This window comes from Nonlabens sp. (genome assembly GCF_051251825.1).
GTDB lineage: Bacteria > Bacteroidota > Bacteroidia > Flavobacteriales > Flavobacteriaceae > Nonlabens.
Genome location: NZ_JBPOGG010000008.1, coordinates 44,580 through 62,677, shown reverse-complemented (window position 1 = coordinate 62,677; position 18,098 = coordinate 44,580). Strand labels below are relative to the sequence as shown.

The window sequence follows — 18,098 nt, the reverse complement described above, 5'->3', positions numbered from 1 at the left end:
ATCACAACACAGGCGTTAATTAAATAAGAATTAATTGACGCTAGGCTATTATTTAACTATACATTTTAAGCCTATTAACATAAACGAGAAGAAATGTTAATTTGAAAAATTGAGACAACAATAATTACAAGAAGTATTATTAACTCAATATCTGTTTCAATGCAGCACGATACTTACTTGCACTTTTTCCTGTAATCTCATTAAAGACTTTATTGAAATGAGAGAAGTTATTGAAACCACATTCAAAACAAACGTCTGCGATGCTCATGGTACTTTCTGAGAGTAATTTTGTGGCGTGAACGACTCTGTATTCATTTACAATCTTAGTAAATGTTTTACCAGAAGTCTTTTTAAAGTAGCGACAAAATGCCGGTATGGTCATACTTACCTCGTTAGCAATAGTTTCTAAATCAATTTGATCTTGAAAATTCTGATTGATAAATTTATAAATGGTTTCAATTCTAGAGTTGTCCTGTAATTCTGTTTCAAAAGTAAAGTGCTCGGCATTGAGAATTTCGTAATCGTCTGTTGTGGCGAGATCATGTAGAATTTGAAGTAACAAGATCGTTCTATTAAATCCATTTACATTATTTAATTCATGAATTTTTGCACCTAGCCTATTTTTAGTTTCTTTTTTGAAAAGCAAACCATTCTTAGCTCTTTCAAAGAGTTGTTTTATGGGTGCCATTTCTGGCACATCTAAGAATGATATCCCTAAAAAGTCTGGTAAAAATTGTACAAGCAATTCAGATCCATGATTAGGTCGGTCTGTATAACCTATATGAGGTAAATTAGAACCTATGAGCAATAATTGACTGTGATTGTAATAAGACATATGATTCCCTATGTGTCGCTTTCCTTTTCCTTCATCCACATAAACTAGTTCAATCTCTGGATGAAAGTGCCAGAAAGGTTTCATCTCGCTGCGCTCTGCAGTACTTTTTTGTACAAAAACAGAATTCCCAAAAACAGGATTTACTTTTTTAAGAGTTGGGTTTTTATGAAACATAAATGAAATTTTAAGCATGACAAAGGTCGGTTTAATTTTCTTAATTATATGTTATATTCATACGAAACCGTTATAGTAAGCTCTTTAAAATCAATTTAGCATATAAACAGATGAATTCTGTTGTTTCGTATGCACCCATAGTGCTTTAATTTTGTCCTGTAAATTAATATAAATAACTATTAAAAATGAAAACAATGAACACTATGAAAAATATAATCCTTATAGCCTTAATGTTAACCACGTTAACAAGCTACGCAACTAAATTAACCACTACTAGTCCAGGTGAAAACGTTACCACTGTAGAATTCACTAACGTTAAGAAAGGTCACTTACTATCTATTAAAGACGCGTCTGACATTACTCTTTATAGCGAGCAAGTTGCATCTAGCGGAACTTATACTCAGTACTTTGATTTAACATCTTTAGATAATGGAAATTATAATATCGAACTGAACAAAGACAGTGAGATTTTAATTAAATCATTTCAAGTTCAAAACAGCGTAGTTACTTTCTTTAGTGAAGAGACTTTTTTCAAACCTGTTGCTGCTTTAAGATCCAATCAGCTTTTTGTATCTCAACTAACAACAAGTGAGGAAACTCTAGAAATATCTATTTACTATAACAATGAATTAATTCATGAAGAGCAATTGTCAAGTAATAGAGTGTTAAATCGCATCTTTCAATTATCTCAAGATAAAAAAGGTGATTATGTAGCTATTATGAAAACTGGAGACAGAACTTTTTATAAAAGCTTCTCTATCTAAGAAATTGATTAGAAACTTACCTAGAAAGAGGCTGCTTTTATAAAGTAGCCTCTTTTTGGTTATAATCTTAAGCTTATGTTTTTCTGTTATATTTAGACATGAAATCATTTCAATTGCTTCTTTCCTGCGCCTGCATATTGTTGATGTGCCATTCATGTGCTCAAGAAAGTCCTCAAATTATAGACGATCGCTTTCATATTAAGGTCGTGGATCTAGAAAATGAAACACTCCAGTTCTACTGGAAAAACGATGATGATGCTGTTATAGGAACTTTTAATCAACTTCAAGAACATGTAAAAGAAAATGGTCACCAGTTGACTTATGCCATGAATGGCGGAATGTACTTGAAGGATCAAAGTCCGCAGGGATTGTATATTGAAAACGGAATTATTTTAAAGCAAATAGATACCGTTCAACAAGCTTTTGGGAATTTCTATCTTCAACCTAATGGCGTTTTTGGAATTACAAAAGATAGTAAGGCAGTCGTAAAAACCAGTACTGACGTTTCCATATCAAACTTACAATTTGCTACTCAATCAGGACCTATGCTCGTAATAGAAGGAGAACTTCATCCAGCTCTTAATAAAGGTTCTAAAAATATACACCTACGTAATGCCGTCGGTATTTTACCAGATGGTAATGTACTTTTAGTCCTGTCCAAAGAGAAAATCAATTTTTATGATCTGGCTACTTTCTTTAAAGATCAAGGTTGTAAAAACGCCTTGTATCTGGACGGATTTGTTCCTAGAATTTATGATTCTGAACAAGGAGTTGAGCAAATGGATGGTAACTTTGGAGTGATATTAGGAATAACAAAATAGATGAAACTACTTAAAACTATAGATTTAGTACTGGCGAGATTTGGTAATATAAGAGCCATGGAACGTACACATGTTGATGATTTTACTGAAAATCTCATCGATGAAATCACAGGTTACCTTATAGCCGACTGTGATCAAGGAGAACTCTTTGCAGATTTTCAAGAACTCGTAGGTTATGAGTTCCTCAACTTATCAGTACTGTCTAGTTTCCCGATAAAGACTATCAAAGGAGCAACACTAGATTACCATAAGAATAACAAGACTATTCATCTTATCAAATCAGACACTAAAGAAATTGAATCTGATTATTCAAATGTCTCTAATCGATATATTACTAAAATCGATTTTATCCTTTCAAAGGAAGAAAAAGAATTTATCTATAATCCTGGTGAGGTAAAAGTAGATTTACTGTTTAAAAAACAGCGCATTACATTTACTACTTTTAAAATAAAAAACTAGTTATTACTAAAATAGCTCATTAACTCAGATAGCTTATTGATATCTAGCTTTTTATAAATATTCTTAATATGTGTTTTCACGGTATGAGGTGAAACAAATTCAAGTTCGGCGATTTGATCTTTAGTCTTACCGCTTAACATATGATCTACAATTTTCTTCTCAGTTTTAGTAAGCACATAAGATGAATAGTGAATGGTCTGATCAAAGATTGTTTCCTGGCTAGCTTCTCTATTCACTCTTACTAAACCTCGCACTCCATTAATGTCAAAAATGGACTCATAACATATCCCTGTAGAAACACCTGGATTGCCATTCTTATCAAAGTTTGCGTAGGAACTATATTCTACCACAGGCGTAACTTTACCAGTCTCATTATTAACCATGTGATAATGAATTTCAAAAACAACCGCTTGCCTATCTTCTAGAGAAAGGTCTTCAATTGAGGCATTCATAGAAGGAAAAAGGTTGTTACTTAGAGCTTTTAAATCTTTGGGCAACATAATATCTGCAAGGATGTCAATTCCTTTATCATAAAAATGATGTGTTTCTAAACCCGTAAAAGACTGACATACAGAACTTATAAAATCATATTTCATAGTTTGTAAATTCAGCACATAGTAAATAGAATTAGAATTTATTCCATTATTTGCGAGCTTTTCAAAATTCTCTAAAAACGCTTGAAGATCCTGTTCTACAATGGAGCTTGTCGCTCTCAATTCATTTTTATGTAACTCTATTGATGATTTCATAATTCCTTTTCCCTAATCGATAGTAAAACTATTAAAATAATTTGTTCCTACAAGTTAAACTTTGAATACGCTTTCGCGAAAGCGAGATAAAAACCTCACAAACTACCTTTAAAATATTGCCTATTTAAAAGAGAATTGTAACTTTACTTATATGACTGAAGTGGAAATTCTAGACGAGAATAAACGGATTGCACAAGGCTATAAGGATCTTCTTAAAATAAGCTATCAAGCGCTTACTGACGAAGATAAAAAGCTCATACGCAAGGCGTTTGATATAGCCGTAGAGGCTCATGCACCGCAACGCCGTAAATCTGGTGAGGCTTATATTTTCCATCCTATTGCCGTTGCAAAAATAGTTGCAAAACAAATAGGACTAGACGCCAGTGCCATTGCTGCCGCACTACTTCATGACGTTGTAGAAGATACAGAATACACGCTAGCAGACATAGAAAGACTCTTTGGTGAGACCATTGCAAAAATTGTAGATGGACTTACTAAAATCGCACACCTTAAAAAAGATGCCGATATCTCTCAACAGGCTGAGAATTTCCGTAAGATGCTGTTGACTCTTAATGATGATATAAGAGTGATCATTATTAAAATTGCAGACCGCTTGCATAATATGCAAACCATGGACAGCATGCCTGATTATAAACAGGTGAAAATTGCTAGTGAGACTTTATACATCTATGCTCCTATCGCACATAGATTAGGATTGTATAATATTAAAACTGAACTAGAAGATCTAGGTCTCAAATACACTGAGCCTGAGGTTTTTAATGACATACAGCAATCTATTAAGGAGTCTAAGGAAGAACAAGATTTATTCATAAAAGATTTTGCCGCTGTTATAGACGACTCTTTAAAAAAAGAAGGTCTCGAGTATGATATAAAAGGAAGACCTAAGTCTGTTTTCTCCATACGTCGCAAGATGTTGAAGCAAGGCGTGACCTTTGATGAAGTGTATGATAAGTTTGCGGTACGTATCGTTTATCGTAGTGATAGAGCAAACGAGAAATTCCTAGCTTGGAAAATCTACTCGATTGTAACAGACCACTTTAGACCTAATCCTGTACGACTACGTGACTGGATAAGCAGTCCTAAATCTACCGGTTATGAAGCACTACACATCACGGTTATGGGACCTGATGGTCGCTGGGTAGAAGTGCAAATACGTAGTGAGCGCATGCATGAAATTGCAGAGAAAGGTTATGCGGCACATTATAAGTATAAACAAGGTAATCAAGAAGATGGTCTTGATGTATGGCTAGATCGCTTGCAAGATGCCCTAGAAAATGCAGACTCAAATGCAGTGGACTTTGTAGAAGAGTTTAAATTGAACCTTTACAGTAAAGAGATTTTTGTTTTCACACCTAATGGTGAATTAAAATCTTTGCCTAAAGGCGCTACTCCACTTGATTTTGCCTTCAGTATTCACACTGAAGTAGGTTTAAAAACCAGAGGTGCTCGTGTAAATAGTAAACTAGTTCCATTATCCCACGAACTTAAAAGTGGTGATCAAGTAGATATCATCACCTCTGAGAATCAAAAACCTACTAAGAACTGGCTGGATTATGCCACAACTGCTCGCGCGCGACAAAAAATAAAATCGGCACTGCGAGATGATCAAAAAGATATTGCACTCGAAGGAAAAGCGGTATTAACTAGAAAACTACGTTCTCTTAAAATACCACTGGATGAGAATTCAGTCAATCAAATGGTTAGTTTTTTTAAGTTAAAAACGAGTCATGACTTATTCTATCGAGTAGGATTAGGAACTATAGATAATAAAATGATTAAAGAATATGCAAACAGTCGTAGTAATGCGCTGTATTCTTTTATCAAAAATAAAATACGTAAGCCTAAGGAGAATCCAGACATACATAAAGAAGAAGTCACTGAGAATTATGATCAGTTAGTTTTTGGTAAAGACCAGCAACAACTCGATTATACGTTTTCTAAATGCTGTAGTCCACTGCCAGGTGATTCTGTTTTTGGGTTTACCACTGTAAGTGAAGGAATTAAAGTTCATAAAAATAATTGTCCTAATGCGATAAGTATGCAGAGTAAGTTTGCATACCGTATAATGAGTGCCAAATGGATTGATTCTACACAGCGAGAATATCGAGCAGATATACTTCTTACAGGAATAGACCGCATGGGAATGGTTCAAGATGTGACGCATGTCATTTCTGAAAACATGCATGTAAACATTAGAAATATAAGCTTTACAAGTAACGATGGGATTTTTAAAGGAAATATCACAGTGGTAGTTCCTCATAAAAATCTTCTCACGCAATTAATGCAAAATTTAAATAAGCTCAATGGGATTGATAAAGTCACCAGAGTATAAACAATATGGAGAAAATTATTAACAGTTTAGAAAACGAACAGGAAATAGTGAAGAATGTATTCACCCAATTCCTAACCGATAATAAGCACCGCAAGACTCCAGAACGATACGCTATTTTAAAAGAAATTTATGCTAGTGAAGACCATTTTGATATAGAGTCTTTATACATAAAAATGAAGAACCAAAACTACCGTGTAAGTCGCGCCACGCTTTATAATACTATAGAATTATTATTATCAAGTGGACTGGTGAGAAAACATCAATTTGGACAAAATCAATCGCATTACGAGAAGTCATTTTTTGATAAACAACACGACCATGTTATTCTTACAGATACTGGTGAAGTTATCGAATTTTGCGACCCTAGAATAGAGTCAATAAAAAAGACAATTGAAGAGGTTTTTGATGTAAAGATTACCAATCATTCTTTATATTTTTATGGCCTTAAAAACACAACCGAAAAACAAGACTAATGTCAGTAGATTTATTGCTCGGCCTTCAATGGGGCGATGAGGGAAAAGGAAAAATTGTAGATGTATTAACTGCAGACTATGATATCATCGCAAGATTTCAAGGTGGACCCAATGCTGGGCACACACTAGAATTTGATGGCATAAAACACGTTCTTAGGACTATACCTTCTGGGATATTCCATGATAAGGCGATTAATGTTATAGGAAATGGAGTCGTAATCGATCCTGTAGTTTTTGTTCAAGAACTAGATGGACTGGAGCAATTCAAAATCGATTATAAGGCTAAACTGATTATTTCCAGAAAAGCTCATATCATTTTACCTACGCACCGTTTACTAGACGCAGCGTCTGAAACGTCTAAAGGAAAAGCAAAAATAGGTTCTACCTTAAAAGGAATAGGTCCTACTTATATGGATAAAACCGGTCGTAACGGTTTACGTATAGGAGATTTAGAACTAGACAACTGGAAAGATAAATATCGCAGTCTTGCAAATAAGCACGAGGCACTGATAGGTTTTCACGATGTACAAATTCAGTATGATCTAGACGAATTAGAAAGAGAATTCTTTATAGCTGTAGAACGTTTAAAAGAACTGACTTTCATAGATTCTGAAGAATATTTACAAAACGCTCAACGCAATGGAAAAACCATCCTTGCTGAAGGTGCTCAAGGATCCTTACTAGATATCGACTTTGGAACTTATCCATTTGTAACTTCTTCAAACACTACTGCTGCTGGTGCTTGTACAGGATTAGGAGTTGCTCCTAACCAGATAGGTGAAGTTTATGGAATCTTTAAAGCTTACAAGACTCGTGTAGGAAGTGGACCTTTCCCAACGGAACTGTTTGATGAAGTAGGTGCCGAAATGGCTAAAATAGGTCGTGAATTAGGAGCCGTAACTGGTCGTCCACGTCGTTGTGGATGGTTAGATCTAGTCGCTCTTAAATATACTTGTCAAATTAATGGTGTGACCCAATTAATGATGATGAAAGGCGATGTGCTTTCTGGATTTGATAAATTGAAAGTTTGTACCGCTTATAAGCATAAAGGAGAAACGATTCAGCATTTACCATATAATATTGAACCAGAGAATGTAATGCCTGTGTACACAGAGTTTGCTTGCTGGAAAGAAGACCTGACTAAAATGACTAACCCATCTCAATTCCCTAAAGAATTGAATGCATACATAGACTTTTTAGAAAAGGAACTTGAAATTCCTATTAAAGTAGTAAGTGTAGGACCAGATAGAACACAAACGATTCATAGATAATTAAAAAGCCTCATTGAGGCTTTTTTTTGATACCATTCAAAATTAAATTCATTGAAAAAAAACATAACTACCGCATTTAAAGGAATCCTCATGGGAGCTGCAGATGTGGTCCCAGGAGTTTCTGGAGGAACGATTGCTTTTATCACAGGAATCTATGAGGAACTTATAAAAACCATTGATGGACTAGATTTAGGCGTGCTTAAATCATTCTTTAAAAATGGAATTGCAGCTACTTTCATTAAATACAACTTAGGGTTTTTACTTTCTTTAATTATAGGTATCGCGATAAGCATTTTAAGCTTATCTAAATTAATAACTTACTTACTTAAAGTACATCCTATTTTAGTTTGGTCCTTTTTCTTTGGGTTAGTTCTCGCTAGTATTCTATTTATTGCAAAGCAAATCACGAGATGGAACATTGCAGCTATTTTAATAATGATCATAGGTGCCGTTCTATCCTATTGGATTACTATTGCAGAGCCACTCGCCTCACCTGAAAGCTGGTGGTATTTAATTTTTTCGGGATTCATAGCCATAATTGCGATGATCTTACCAGGTGTTTCTGGAGCATTTTTATTACTATTATTGGGTAGCTATGAAACAGTACTAGGTTCTATAACCGGTTTTATGGAAGCCGTTCTTGCTGGTGAATGGTCGACCGCTTGGGATTATTTATCTAATTTATTGCTGGTTGCAATAGGTGCTATTTTAGGAATTAAACTATTCTCAAGAGCACTGACTTGGCTCTTTGAAAATCATAAAAACCTCACACTTGCATTACTCACTGGGTTTATGATAGGATCACTTAACAAGCTCTGGCCATGGAAACTAGTGCTTAAAACTAGAATGAATTCGCATGGTGAGGAAGTTACTTTTTTAGATAAAAGCATCTTACCACAAAATTTTGATGGTGATGCACTTATTTTATATGCAGTTCTACTTATGGTTATAGGATTTATGCTTATACTTATACTAGAAAAAGTAGCTCATAAAAAACCCGATTAGTGCAACAACCTACACGTACTCTAAGTGATAAATTCTATTTAGTAATTAAAGGAATTGCTATGGGAACTGCAAATAAAGTTCCTGGAGTAAGTGGTGGCGTTGTGGCATATGTTGCAGGTTTTTATGAAGAATTTATTCAGTCCTTGCAGCGGCTCAATCTTAAAGCTCTCAAGCTCCTTTTTGGCGGGAGATTTAAGTCCTTTTATGAATACATCAACGGGAAATTTCTAGTTCTTATATTATTAGGTGAAGTTCTCAGTTACTTTACCGTCAGTAAAGTATTTGATGTGCTCATAAAAAATCACCCTATTCTAGTTTGGGGCGCGTTTTTTGGGATGATTCTAGGTTCAATTTACTACATATCAAGAGATTATGACGCATGGACACGCAAGAACATCATGATTCTCGCTTTAGGAACAGCCATAGGAATAGGCACCTCTTTACTTGATCCAGCGACTGATAATACAAATCTGTTTTTTGTATTCTTTTGCGGTATGGTCAGTATATCAGGCATGACATTACCAGGTCTGAGTGGTAGTTTTATATTGATTTTATTGGGCAATTATGTGTTACTGTTAGTAGATAGTATTAATGCGTTTTTTGACACTATGGTTGCAGTGGTTCAGTGGGATTTCTCGTGGTGGAATGATCCGGTACACATGGATTTATTAGTGATTCTTGCTGTCTTTTTACTGGGTTCCATTGTTGGACTCGTGAGCTTATCGCATTTACTAGGCTGGACTTTTAAGCACTATCGCAATGAGACTAATGCCATGATTATAGGTTTTATAACCGGTTCTCTAGGAGTAGTATGGCCATGGAAAAAGGAAATTTTCTCCATGAATACGGCAGGAGAATTATTGCAAGATGCTCAGGGAAATTACATCCTAGAAAACTACAGCCGCTACTGGCCAGACTTCACACTAGGTCATACATGGATTACCATAAGCCTTGCAGTAATAGGCTTTTTAATCGTTTACCTCATAGATAAATATGGACAGCAAGCAAATCCCGCGTAGCATTTTTGGCCTTTTAGGACAGCGACTTGATTACAGTTTTTCAAAAGCTTATTTTACTGAAAAGTTTGAAAAGCAAGGTCTTGAAGATCATGAATACCGCAATTTTGAAATTGAGCAGGAAGAAGATTTATTACGCTTTCGCGAAAGCGTAACCTACAACCCTACTACTCAAACCACAAATGGGAAAAGTGAAATCCTACGTGGTCTCAACGTGACGATACCGTACAAAGAATCCATGCTCAAGATTTGTGATCACTTAACGCCCGAAGCTGAGGCGATAGGAGCTGTAAATACAATTGTGATAGAAGATAACGTGTGGACAGGACACAATACCGATGTTTATGGTTTTGCAAAAAGTCTGGAGCCTTTCTTACCTATCGCACAAAATGCCCTTATACTAGGAACTGGTGGCGCTTCTAAGGCTATTGCATATACTCTTGAAGCACTCAAAGTTCCATTTTTATTTGTCTCAAGAACACCACAAGGTGAATACTGTATTCCTTACGAGCAAATCGATAGTGAAGTGATTAAAATCATTACATTAATTATCAATTCTACACCAGTAGGCACCTTTCCAGATGTGGAGGAAAAGCCAGCACTACCCTATGAACACTTGACTAAAAGTCATATTCTTTACGACCTTGTTTATAATCCTAGCAATACTATGTTCATGAAAATGGGAAAAGTTAAAGGTGCTCGTGTGACAAATGGCTACCAAATGCTCGTCCATCAAGCCGAGAAGTCATGGGAACTCTGGAACGAGTAAATAGCTATAATCATTGCGGTATCTAGTGATTCTATTTATCTTGCAGACCTTAAAAATTACCAAATGGATACGAATGACAACCTGCCTAAAGAAGCAGACGGAAATTTAGAAAACGTGAATAACACTGACCAGAACCAACAAGACATGCCTCAAAAAGACATGAATACCGAACCTACTGCACCAGTAGAAGAAACAAAAGCAACTCCTGAAGAAACTGAAACAGCAGCAGATTCAGCGACTGAAATTGCTGAAGAAACTGCACCCGAAGCAACAGAAGTTGTAGAAGAAGCAAAAGAGCCTCTTGTGGAAACACCTACAGAAACAGAAGCTCTTGCTGCCAAAACAGACAATGATGATGAGGACGACCATGCCGAAGATGTAGAAGCACAAACTTTACCTGATACAGATTATAATACTCTTGAGATGCCTGCACTTGTAGCATCTCTAAGACAATTGATTCAGGATTTCCCTATCAACACGATTAAAACACACGTGGATGATATCAAGAAATCATTTGAATCTAAAGATGAAGAGGCTGAAAAGGAAGCTCGTGAAGAGTTTAAAAAAGCAAATCCAGTAAGTGAAGATCCAGAGGCGCCAGTAGCTGATTTTGTATATGATAATGAACTTACTAAGGAGTTTCATCAACTGCATAGTTTGTACCGCAAACAACGTGGTGAGTTCCAGCGTCAACAACGTAAGGAACAGGAAGATAACCTTGAGAAAAGAAAACAAATCATCGAGTCTATTAAGAACTTGATTGATGAAGAAGAAAATATAGGAACGACTTTTAAGAAGTTCAACAATTTACAGCAAGAGTGGAAAAACACAGGTAAAATACCTCATGATGCATATAACATAGTGTGGAATGATTACCGCTTGCACACTCAGAATTTCTATGATTACATAGACTTGAGTAAAGAATTACGTGATAAAGATTTTGAGCGCAACTTAGATTTTCATAATAAAATCATTGCCCGTGCTGAGGAATTAGGTAACGAACCAGATATCCATAAAGCACTGCGTGAATTACAGGAACTGCACCGCATGTGGAAAGAAGATGCTGGACCAGTTGCAAAAGAACACAGAGATCCGATCTGGGATAAATTTAGCGCAGCGACTAAGGTGATTCATGATAAGCGACAGTCTTATTATGAAGAGCGCGATAAAATGGCAGAGAAAAATGAAATGATCAAGCAAAATATTATTGCTGAGATTCAAAAAATCACTGCTGCTGGAGCAAAAAATCACAAAGGATGGCAAGACCGTCTAGAGGAAATTAATGCATTGAAAGAATTATTTACACAAACTGGACCTGCTACAAGGTCTAATAATAACAGCTTGTGGGAACAATTCAGAGTGGTAGGTCGTGAGTTTAACCAGGCCAAGAATGCATTCTATAAAGATCTTAAAAAGGACCAACAAGATAATCTAGATAAGAAAATGAAACTTATCGAGATCGCAGAACAGCACTTAGAAAGCGATGACTTTAACGGCTCATTGCCAGTAATGAAACGTATTCAAAGTGAGTGGAAAGAAATAGGTCACGTACCTAGAAAGGTGAGTGATAAGATCTGGAAGAGATTCCAGGCAGCTTGTAATGGATTCTTTGATAAGAAAAACGCTCAGAAAAAAGAAGAAAACGCTGAGGAGACAGCAAACTTTGACGCTAAGATGAAAGTCTATGATGCATTAAAAGAAATGTTACCTCAAGATGATCAAGAAGCTATGAAAGCCGATGTGCAGAAACACATGGCTGACTGGGCTCAAATAGGTCGTGTGCCATATTCTAAGCGTCACATTCAGGACAAGTTTGATAAATTACTAGAAGCTAAGTTAAAAGCTGCAGGTATGAGCGCCGTTGCCGCAGAGATGATGAAGTATCAATCGAAGCTTTCTAGTTTAGAATCTGGTGATGAGCGTGATTTCAAAAACGAACGTTTCTATTTAAGAAAAAGACGTGATGAAATTCAGGATGAATTAAGACAGCTAGAAAATAACATGCAATTTATCAATGCTAAGGATGATAAAAACCCATTTGTGGTGCAGTTGAAGAAAAATACTGCTGCATTAAATAAAGAGCTAGATGTTATTAAAGAGAAACAGAAGCAACTTAATGTTTTAGAACGTCAAATTAACAAAGCAGCTGAAGAAGAGGAAGCAGCAAACGCTCTCGAAGCTGAAAACGCTGAAGAAGAATCTTCTGAGCCTACAGAGTAGTCATTCTCAAATATTAGTATAACTTTAAAGCACCAGATTGATCTGGTGCTTTTTTATGCTTAAGAATGAAGACCTAATGAACTTTACAGATTGATAGTTTGATTAATAGCAAGTAGTCCCTATTGATTCTTAAAGCGTTTACTATATTCGTGAGGTTACTATTAAATCATTAAACTAAAAAAAATGATACTCAAATTTTTGAAACGATTATTTGAAACTCCATCTGGTGAATACGGTTCATTAATGGATAGCAGAGACCCTAAGGTTGAATTTTCAAAATCTACGATAGATCAAGTTGTAGCTGCTCTCAAACCTATAATTCTTCCAGCTCATTCATTACAATTAGTTTCACAATCGACTACTGAATTTCCTCAATTAACTAATAATATGAATTGGCCAGTGAATCGTCGGGAAATACCACTACACTATTATGGCACCGTGAAAAGCGAAAATTTCCAAATCGCTATTTTTCAAAATCCAGATGGAATTAAAAAAGATGACACTAATGTGCAATTAGTTTATACACCTAAAAACCAATGGAGTCAACTTAAGGAACTTCAACCTACAGATCCTCTATACATATCTAAATCACGATATGTAAAAACACCCATTAAATCATTACCTATTTATGAGGAAATCATTCATAGATATCCAGACATTCATAAGTTAATTATAAAACTATCACCTAAACATCCATGGACACTTTATAAAAAAGCTAAAGTAGAATTATGCGGTGCTCAAATCACAGAACAATTAGGTGGATATCCGCAATGGATTATTAATGATATAGATTACAGAAAAATTAACAAAAGCGATTTATTAATCCAAATTAAAGAACAAAGTGATCATAAAATTATCTTCTTATTTACAGATAGCAAAGAGTTAACTACAATGAAACAAAGCATTTAAATAACAATTTTGTTCAATATTTTTATTATTTAGTAAGATATAAGTTGCTCAATTAATTATCATTAGTTAAATTTGTTGGTACAATAGTTGTACATCTTAATCACACTTCAAAATCCCCTTGAAATGAGATACAATATCCCTGCTGTACTACCAGAAGTAATTAACTTCGGTAGTGAAGATTATGAATACTCCTGGAAAATATTCGGAGACGAAGCATTAGGTGGAAAATCTAAAGCTCAAATTACCCAAAATGATCATACCCTTAAAATAAGTGGTAACATCGTTAATATCAATAATACTGCTTTTGCTTGTCTGAGGTCAGAAAGTCTTGAACACGATCTGTCTGATGTTAAATTTATAGACGTTGAGATGAGAAGCGACGGTAGACCTTATGCTTTTGAACTAGAATATAATCACGGCTGGCATGAGGATAAACTAGGTTATATGATATATGATGGTAGTCAAGAATGGCAAACGGTTAGAATTCCAATGTCTGCATTTAGCAAAATCAGATTTAAGCAAATAGTTGATTCAAATTACAATCCTGATGTTCTTAAAAATATATACCGTTTTGGATTCTACGTATCTGATGGTATAGAAGGTCCATTTGAATTTGAACTCAAATCGATTTCTTTTATTTATTAGAATCTCAAGCAAGCTTATACTATAAATATCGACTTACACTTTATGTGCAAGTCGATATTTACATTTATAGCAATAATGGTTATGGCTACTCCTGATTATTTAATAGATTTTGGATCAAATGGTAACAGCTTAAACTGGCAAATTGTCAACGATGGCGTCATGGGCGGCTTATCGCAAAGCACTGCTATTCCTTATGAGGATTACATTTTATTCTCTGGAACGACCTCGCTAAAAAACAATGGTGGTTTTGCCAGTTATCGCAGTCCATATGGAACGTATGATCTTAGCAAATATTACAGCGTTGAAATTAAATTTAAAAGCTCTGGTAGGTCTTTCTTTATACAGTTAGACGCCTATAAAGCCTGGTGGTATCCTAATTACAAACATGAATTCTCTAGTTCTATTAATGAATGGACAACCGTAACATTACCTCTAAAAGACTTTAAAGAATACAGAATAGGAAAAGAAACGGGTAAAAAAATATCCCAATCGCAACAAGATGATATCCTGCGATTGGGAATTATATTATTAGATAAAAAAGAAGGTCCGTTTGAATTACAAATAGACTACATCAAGTTTATTTAAGCTTTTAACTTATTGCGGTGGTACTCTACGAGCCCATCGATAGGTCTTCTTACTATGTTACCAACTTCATAACCGTACTCTGCTGCGACTTGCTTGATGCGTTTCTCAGCAAAATGGGCAATACTACCTACAAAGTGCACTTCATGAGATTTAATCTCTTCCTTGAATTGAAGAATCATGTTGCGAGAGAACTTGCGCAATCCTTTTCTCAACAATTTTTTAATGTAACGCTCATCTAGATTTTGGAAAATAAATTCTGCGTGATGCGCGAGATAAGCGTTAGGATTAGGTTGCTTGTATAAATTGAATTTGATATAATCAGGATCCATGTTATAAGAGTCAGCAAACTTAGTTCTTAAGTCCTCTGGCATATTTTTAAAACCGTAATCTCTTAGTAAGTTCTTACCATACCAGTTTCCACTAGCCTCATCCATAAGCGTATAACCTAGGGAAACGACACGTTGTTCTATGTTTTCTCCATCAGAGAAACAACAGTTAGATCCAGTACCTAATATACAAACCACACCAGGCTCATCACCTACTGCTGCATAAACTGCTGCTGCTGTATCTTCTTTAACTACAACTGTACTGTTAGAAAAATAACTAGCTAGCAATTGTTCTAGGCTCAATCTAGGCTGCTCAGTTCCACAACCAGCGCCATAAAAGAAAACCTCAGTTACATCTGCTTTATGCTTTACTAATTCTTCACTTTCTAGAATACGTTCTTGTAATTCCTCAACAGTAAGAATAGCAGGATTCATACCACGTGTGCGTGCTTTAAATAACTGATTTCCATCATTATCAAGAGCAATCCAGTCACATTTAGTTGAACCACTATCTGTAAGTAATATCATAATTGATTTTTTAATGAAACTTACTTTATGAAAAGTAAGTATTGAAAAAAGGCTACTTATTTATAACAATAAGTAGCCTTTTAAAAATTATAGAGAGTTTACCTTTTCTGCAAGGTCTACTAACTTATTTGAATAACCGAACTCGTTATCATACCAGCTCACTAACTTGAAGAACGTAGAGTTCAATTCAATAGCTGCACCAGCATCATAGATACTTGTTCTAGCATCACTTACAAAATCTTGAGAAACAACTGGCTCATCAGTATAACCTACCACTCCAGCCATAGCTCCAGTAGAAGCATCTTTAAACGCTTTGTTAATCTCAGCAAGAGAAGTTTCTTTGCTCAATTTTACCGTTAAATCTACCACAGATACATCAACCGTAGGAACACGGAAAGCCATACCTGTTAATTTTCCAGCAAGTGAAGGAATTACTTTAGTAACTGCAACTGCAGCACCAGTAGTAGCTGGAATAATGTTATTTAAAGAACTACGTCCTAAACGGTAGTTTTTCTTACTTGGTCCATCCACAGTTGCTTGTGTAGCTGTTGCTGCGTGAACAGTAGTCATTAAAGCCTCTGCAATACCGAAGTTATCATCAAGTATTTTTGCCATAGGCGCAAGACAGTTAGTCGTACAAGATGCGTTTGAAACGATCTTATGATCTGCTGTAAGTTCATTATCATTTACACCCATTACAAACATAGGTGCTGTTTTAGATGGTGCAGAGATCACTACTTTCTTTGCTCCTGCATCGATATGTGCTTGAGCTGTATCAAGATCTGTAAAGATTCCTGTACAGTCTGCTACTACATCTACTCCTACTTCATCCCACTTTAAGTTCTTAGGATCACGCTCAGCTGTTACACGTACGTGAACACCATCGATGATTAAGTTTCCATCTTTCACTTCAATAGAACCGCCATAACGTCCATGAACTGAATCATATTCTAGTAAGTAAGCCAGTTGGTTTACATCTACTAAGTCATTAATTGCTACTACTTCTACGTTATCACGTTCAAGAGTTGCTCTAAATACAATACGTCCTATGCGACCAAATCCGTTGATTGCTAATTTCAGTTTTTTACTCATCTTATCTATTATTTATTCTCGTTAATTGTTAGAAATACGCTTTCGCGAAAGCGTATAAAAAATTCATTTATATTATAATTAAACCGTCATGATATCAGACACTCGTAAAAGCTCTGTATCAATCTCAGTTTTTCCTTTAACAGCCTTATCCAGCGGACATAGCTCTATCTTATTATTATTAATCCCTACCATGTAGTTGGTTTTGCCTTCCAGCAAACTTTCCACGGCTTTTACGCCCATGCGGCTCGCCAGTACACGATCCCAACATGATGGAGAACCACCACGCTGCATGTGACCTAGAACCGAAACTCGCACCTCATACTCTGGCATGTTTTCCTCTACGTAGTTCTTGAGATCAAATACGTTTTCGCCGGTTTTATCACCTTCGGCCACGACCACGATACTGGAAGATTTTCCAGACTCACGACTGCGCTTTAAACTTTCTACAAGACGTTCTTTTCCCATATCTTCTTCAGGAATAAGAATCTCCTCTGCTCCAGCACCTACTCCAGCGTTTAGGGCGATGTGACCTACATCACGTCCCATTACTTCTACAAAGAATAATCTGTTATGTGAACTGGCTGTATCTCTAATCTTATCGATACATTCTACTACCGTATTTAAAGCTGTGTCAAATCCTAGCGTAGAAGTCGTTCCATAAATATCATTATCTATAGTTCCAGGAATTCCCATCACTGGAAAGCCAAATTCTTCATTAAAAACCATTCCACCTGTAAAGCTACCATCTCCACCTATCACTACAAGAGCGTCCATTCCAGATGCTTTTACGTGATCATAAGCTTTCTTCCTTCCTTCTACGGTGCGGAATTCCTTAGATCGGGCACTTTTAAGAATCGTTCCTCCTTTATTAATAATGTTATTCACGCTACGTGCGTCCATTACTTTAAAGTCACCTTCTATTAATCCTTGATAACCACGATAGATTCCTAAACATTCTACACCGTGAAAAGCACAGGTGCGCACTACAGATCTCAAAGCAGCATTCATACCTGGAGAATCACCTCCAGATGTCATCACTCCTATTTTTTTAATCTCTTGATTCATTGTGTTTTTCATAAAATCCATGCTAATCTAGCAAAGAAT

At 35.7% G+C, this 18,098-nt stretch carries 18 protein-coding genes; 13 read left to right on the top strand and 5 right to left on the bottom strand.

Going from position 1 to position 18,098, the window contains the following annotated elements:
* Window positions 1-139: 139 nt before the first annotated feature.
* A complete protein-coding gene (locus ACSHWW_RS10745; protein WP_435682458.1) occupies window positions 140-1,009 on the bottom strand; it encodes a helix-turn-helix domain-containing protein in 870 nt (289 codons plus the stop codon).
* Window positions 1,010-1,212: 203 nt separating this feature from the next.
* Here ACSHWW_RS10745 and ACSHWW_RS10740 point away from each other — a divergent pair, with 203 nt between their 5' ends.
* From ACSHWW_RS10740 to ACSHWW_RS10730, 3 genes are all read left to right on the top strand, one after another.
* Window positions 1,213-1,773 (top strand): hypothetical protein, encoded by a 561-nt coding sequence (locus ACSHWW_RS10740; protein ID WP_435682457.1) that lies wholly within the window; start codon window positions 1,213-1,215, stop codon window positions 1,771-1,773.
* A gap of 98 nt (window positions 1,774-1,871) precedes the next feature.
* Entirely contained in the window at window positions 1,872-2,594 is a 723-nt protein-coding gene (locus ACSHWW_RS10735; RefSeq protein ID WP_435682456.1) for a phosphodiester glycosidase family protein, read from the top strand.
* Window positions 2,595-3,053 (top strand): hypothetical protein, encoded by a 459-nt coding sequence (locus ACSHWW_RS10730; RefSeq protein WP_435682455.1) that lies wholly within the window; start codon window positions 2,595-2,597, stop codon window positions 3,051-3,053.
* On the opposite strand, the gene ACSHWW_RS10725 is transcribed toward ACSHWW_RS10730, so the two are convergent.
* Entirely contained in the window at window positions 3,050-3,802 is a 753-nt protein-coding gene (locus tag ACSHWW_RS10725; RefSeq protein ID WP_435682454.1) for a helix-turn-helix transcriptional regulator, read from the bottom strand. The genes ACSHWW_RS10730 and ACSHWW_RS10725 overlap by 4 nt on opposite strands.
* Before the next feature lie 151 nt (window positions 3,803-3,953).
* On the opposite strand from ACSHWW_RS10725, the gene ACSHWW_RS10720 reads away from it, so the two are divergent.
* The 10 genes from ACSHWW_RS10720 to ACSHWW_RS10675 all read left to right on the top strand — a co-directional run bounded on the left by ACSHWW_RS10720 (window position 3,954) and on the right by ACSHWW_RS10675 (window position 15,048).
* Entirely contained in the window at window positions 3,954-6,155 is a 2,202-nt protein-coding gene (locus tag ACSHWW_RS10720) for a RelA/SpoT family protein (protein ID WP_435682453.1), read from the top strand.
* Window positions 6,156-6,160: 5 nt separating this feature from the next.
* Window positions 6,161-6,628: a Fur family transcriptional regulator gene (locus ACSHWW_RS10715; protein ID WP_435682452.1), complete on the top strand. Its 468-nt coding sequence runs from the start codon at window positions 6,161-6,163 to the stop codon at window positions 6,626-6,628.
* Window positions 6,628-7,899: an adenylosuccinate synthase gene (locus tag ACSHWW_RS10710; RefSeq protein ID WP_435682451.1), complete on the top strand. Its 1,272-nt coding sequence runs from the start codon at window positions 6,628-6,630 to the stop codon at window positions 7,897-7,899. The genes ACSHWW_RS10715 and ACSHWW_RS10710 overlap by 1 nt, the downstream gene beginning before the upstream one ends.
* 51 nt (window positions 7,900-7,950) lie before the next feature.
* Complete coding sequence (locus ACSHWW_RS10705) at window positions 7,951-8,904, top strand: DUF368 domain-containing protein (RefSeq protein WP_435682450.1); 954 nt, start codon at window positions 7,951-7,953, stop codon at window positions 8,902-8,904.
* Window positions 8,904-9,923 (top strand): DUF368 domain-containing protein, encoded by a 1,020-nt coding sequence (locus ACSHWW_RS10700; RefSeq protein WP_435682449.1) that lies wholly within the window; start codon window positions 8,904-8,906, stop codon window positions 9,921-9,923. Before ACSHWW_RS10705 ends, ACSHWW_RS10700 begins: the two co-directional genes overlap by 1 nt.
* Window positions 9,898-10,689 (top strand): shikimate dehydrogenase family protein, encoded by a 792-nt coding sequence (locus ACSHWW_RS10695; RefSeq protein ID WP_435682448.1) that lies wholly within the window; start codon window positions 9,898-9,900, stop codon window positions 10,687-10,689. The genes ACSHWW_RS10700 and ACSHWW_RS10695 overlap by 26 nt, the downstream gene beginning before the upstream one ends.
* 63 nt (window positions 10,690-10,752) lie before the next feature.
* Window positions 10,753-12,909 (top strand): DUF349 domain-containing protein, encoded by a 2,157-nt coding sequence (locus tag ACSHWW_RS10690; RefSeq protein ID WP_435682447.1) that lies wholly within the window; start codon window positions 10,753-10,755, stop codon window positions 12,907-12,909.
* Window positions 12,910-13,092: 183 nt separating this feature from the next.
* A complete protein-coding gene (locus ACSHWW_RS10685) occupies window positions 13,093-13,818 on the top strand; it encodes a hypothetical protein (protein ID WP_435682446.1) in 726 nt (241 codons plus the stop codon).
* Window positions 13,819-13,941: 123 nt separating this feature from the next.
* Window positions 13,942-14,463: a CIA30 family protein gene (locus ACSHWW_RS10680; protein ID WP_435682445.1), complete on the top strand. Its 522-nt coding sequence runs from the start codon at window positions 13,942-13,944 to the stop codon at window positions 14,461-14,463.
* Window positions 14,464-14,505: 42 nt separating this feature from the next.
* A complete protein-coding gene (locus tag ACSHWW_RS10675) occupies window positions 14,506-15,048 on the top strand; it encodes a CIA30 family protein (RefSeq protein WP_435682444.1) in 543 nt (180 codons plus the stop codon).
* On the opposite strand, the gene ACSHWW_RS10670 is transcribed toward ACSHWW_RS10675, so the two are convergent.
* From ACSHWW_RS10670 to pfkA, 3 genes are all read right to left on the bottom strand, one after another.
* A complete protein-coding gene (locus tag ACSHWW_RS10670) occupies window positions 15,045-15,902 on the bottom strand; it encodes a BadF/BadG/BcrA/BcrD ATPase family protein (RefSeq protein ID WP_435682443.1) in 858 nt (285 codons plus the stop codon). The genes ACSHWW_RS10675 and ACSHWW_RS10670 overlap by 4 nt on opposite strands.
* 87 nt (window positions 15,903-15,989) lie before the next feature.
* Window positions 15,990-16,994 carry a type I glyceraldehyde-3-phosphate dehydrogenase gene (gap, locus tag ACSHWW_RS10665; RefSeq protein WP_435682442.1) on the bottom strand — a complete coding sequence of 335 codons (1,005 nt, stop codon included), beginning with the start codon at window positions 16,992-16,994 and terminating at the stop codon, window positions 15,990-15,992.
* A gap of 78 nt (window positions 16,995-17,072) precedes the next feature.
* A complete protein-coding gene (gene pfkA, locus ACSHWW_RS10660; RefSeq protein WP_435682489.1) occupies window positions 17,073-18,059 on the bottom strand; it encodes a 6-phosphofructokinase in 987 nt (328 codons plus the stop codon).
* Between the last annotated feature and the right edge of the window lie 39 nt (window positions 18,060-18,098).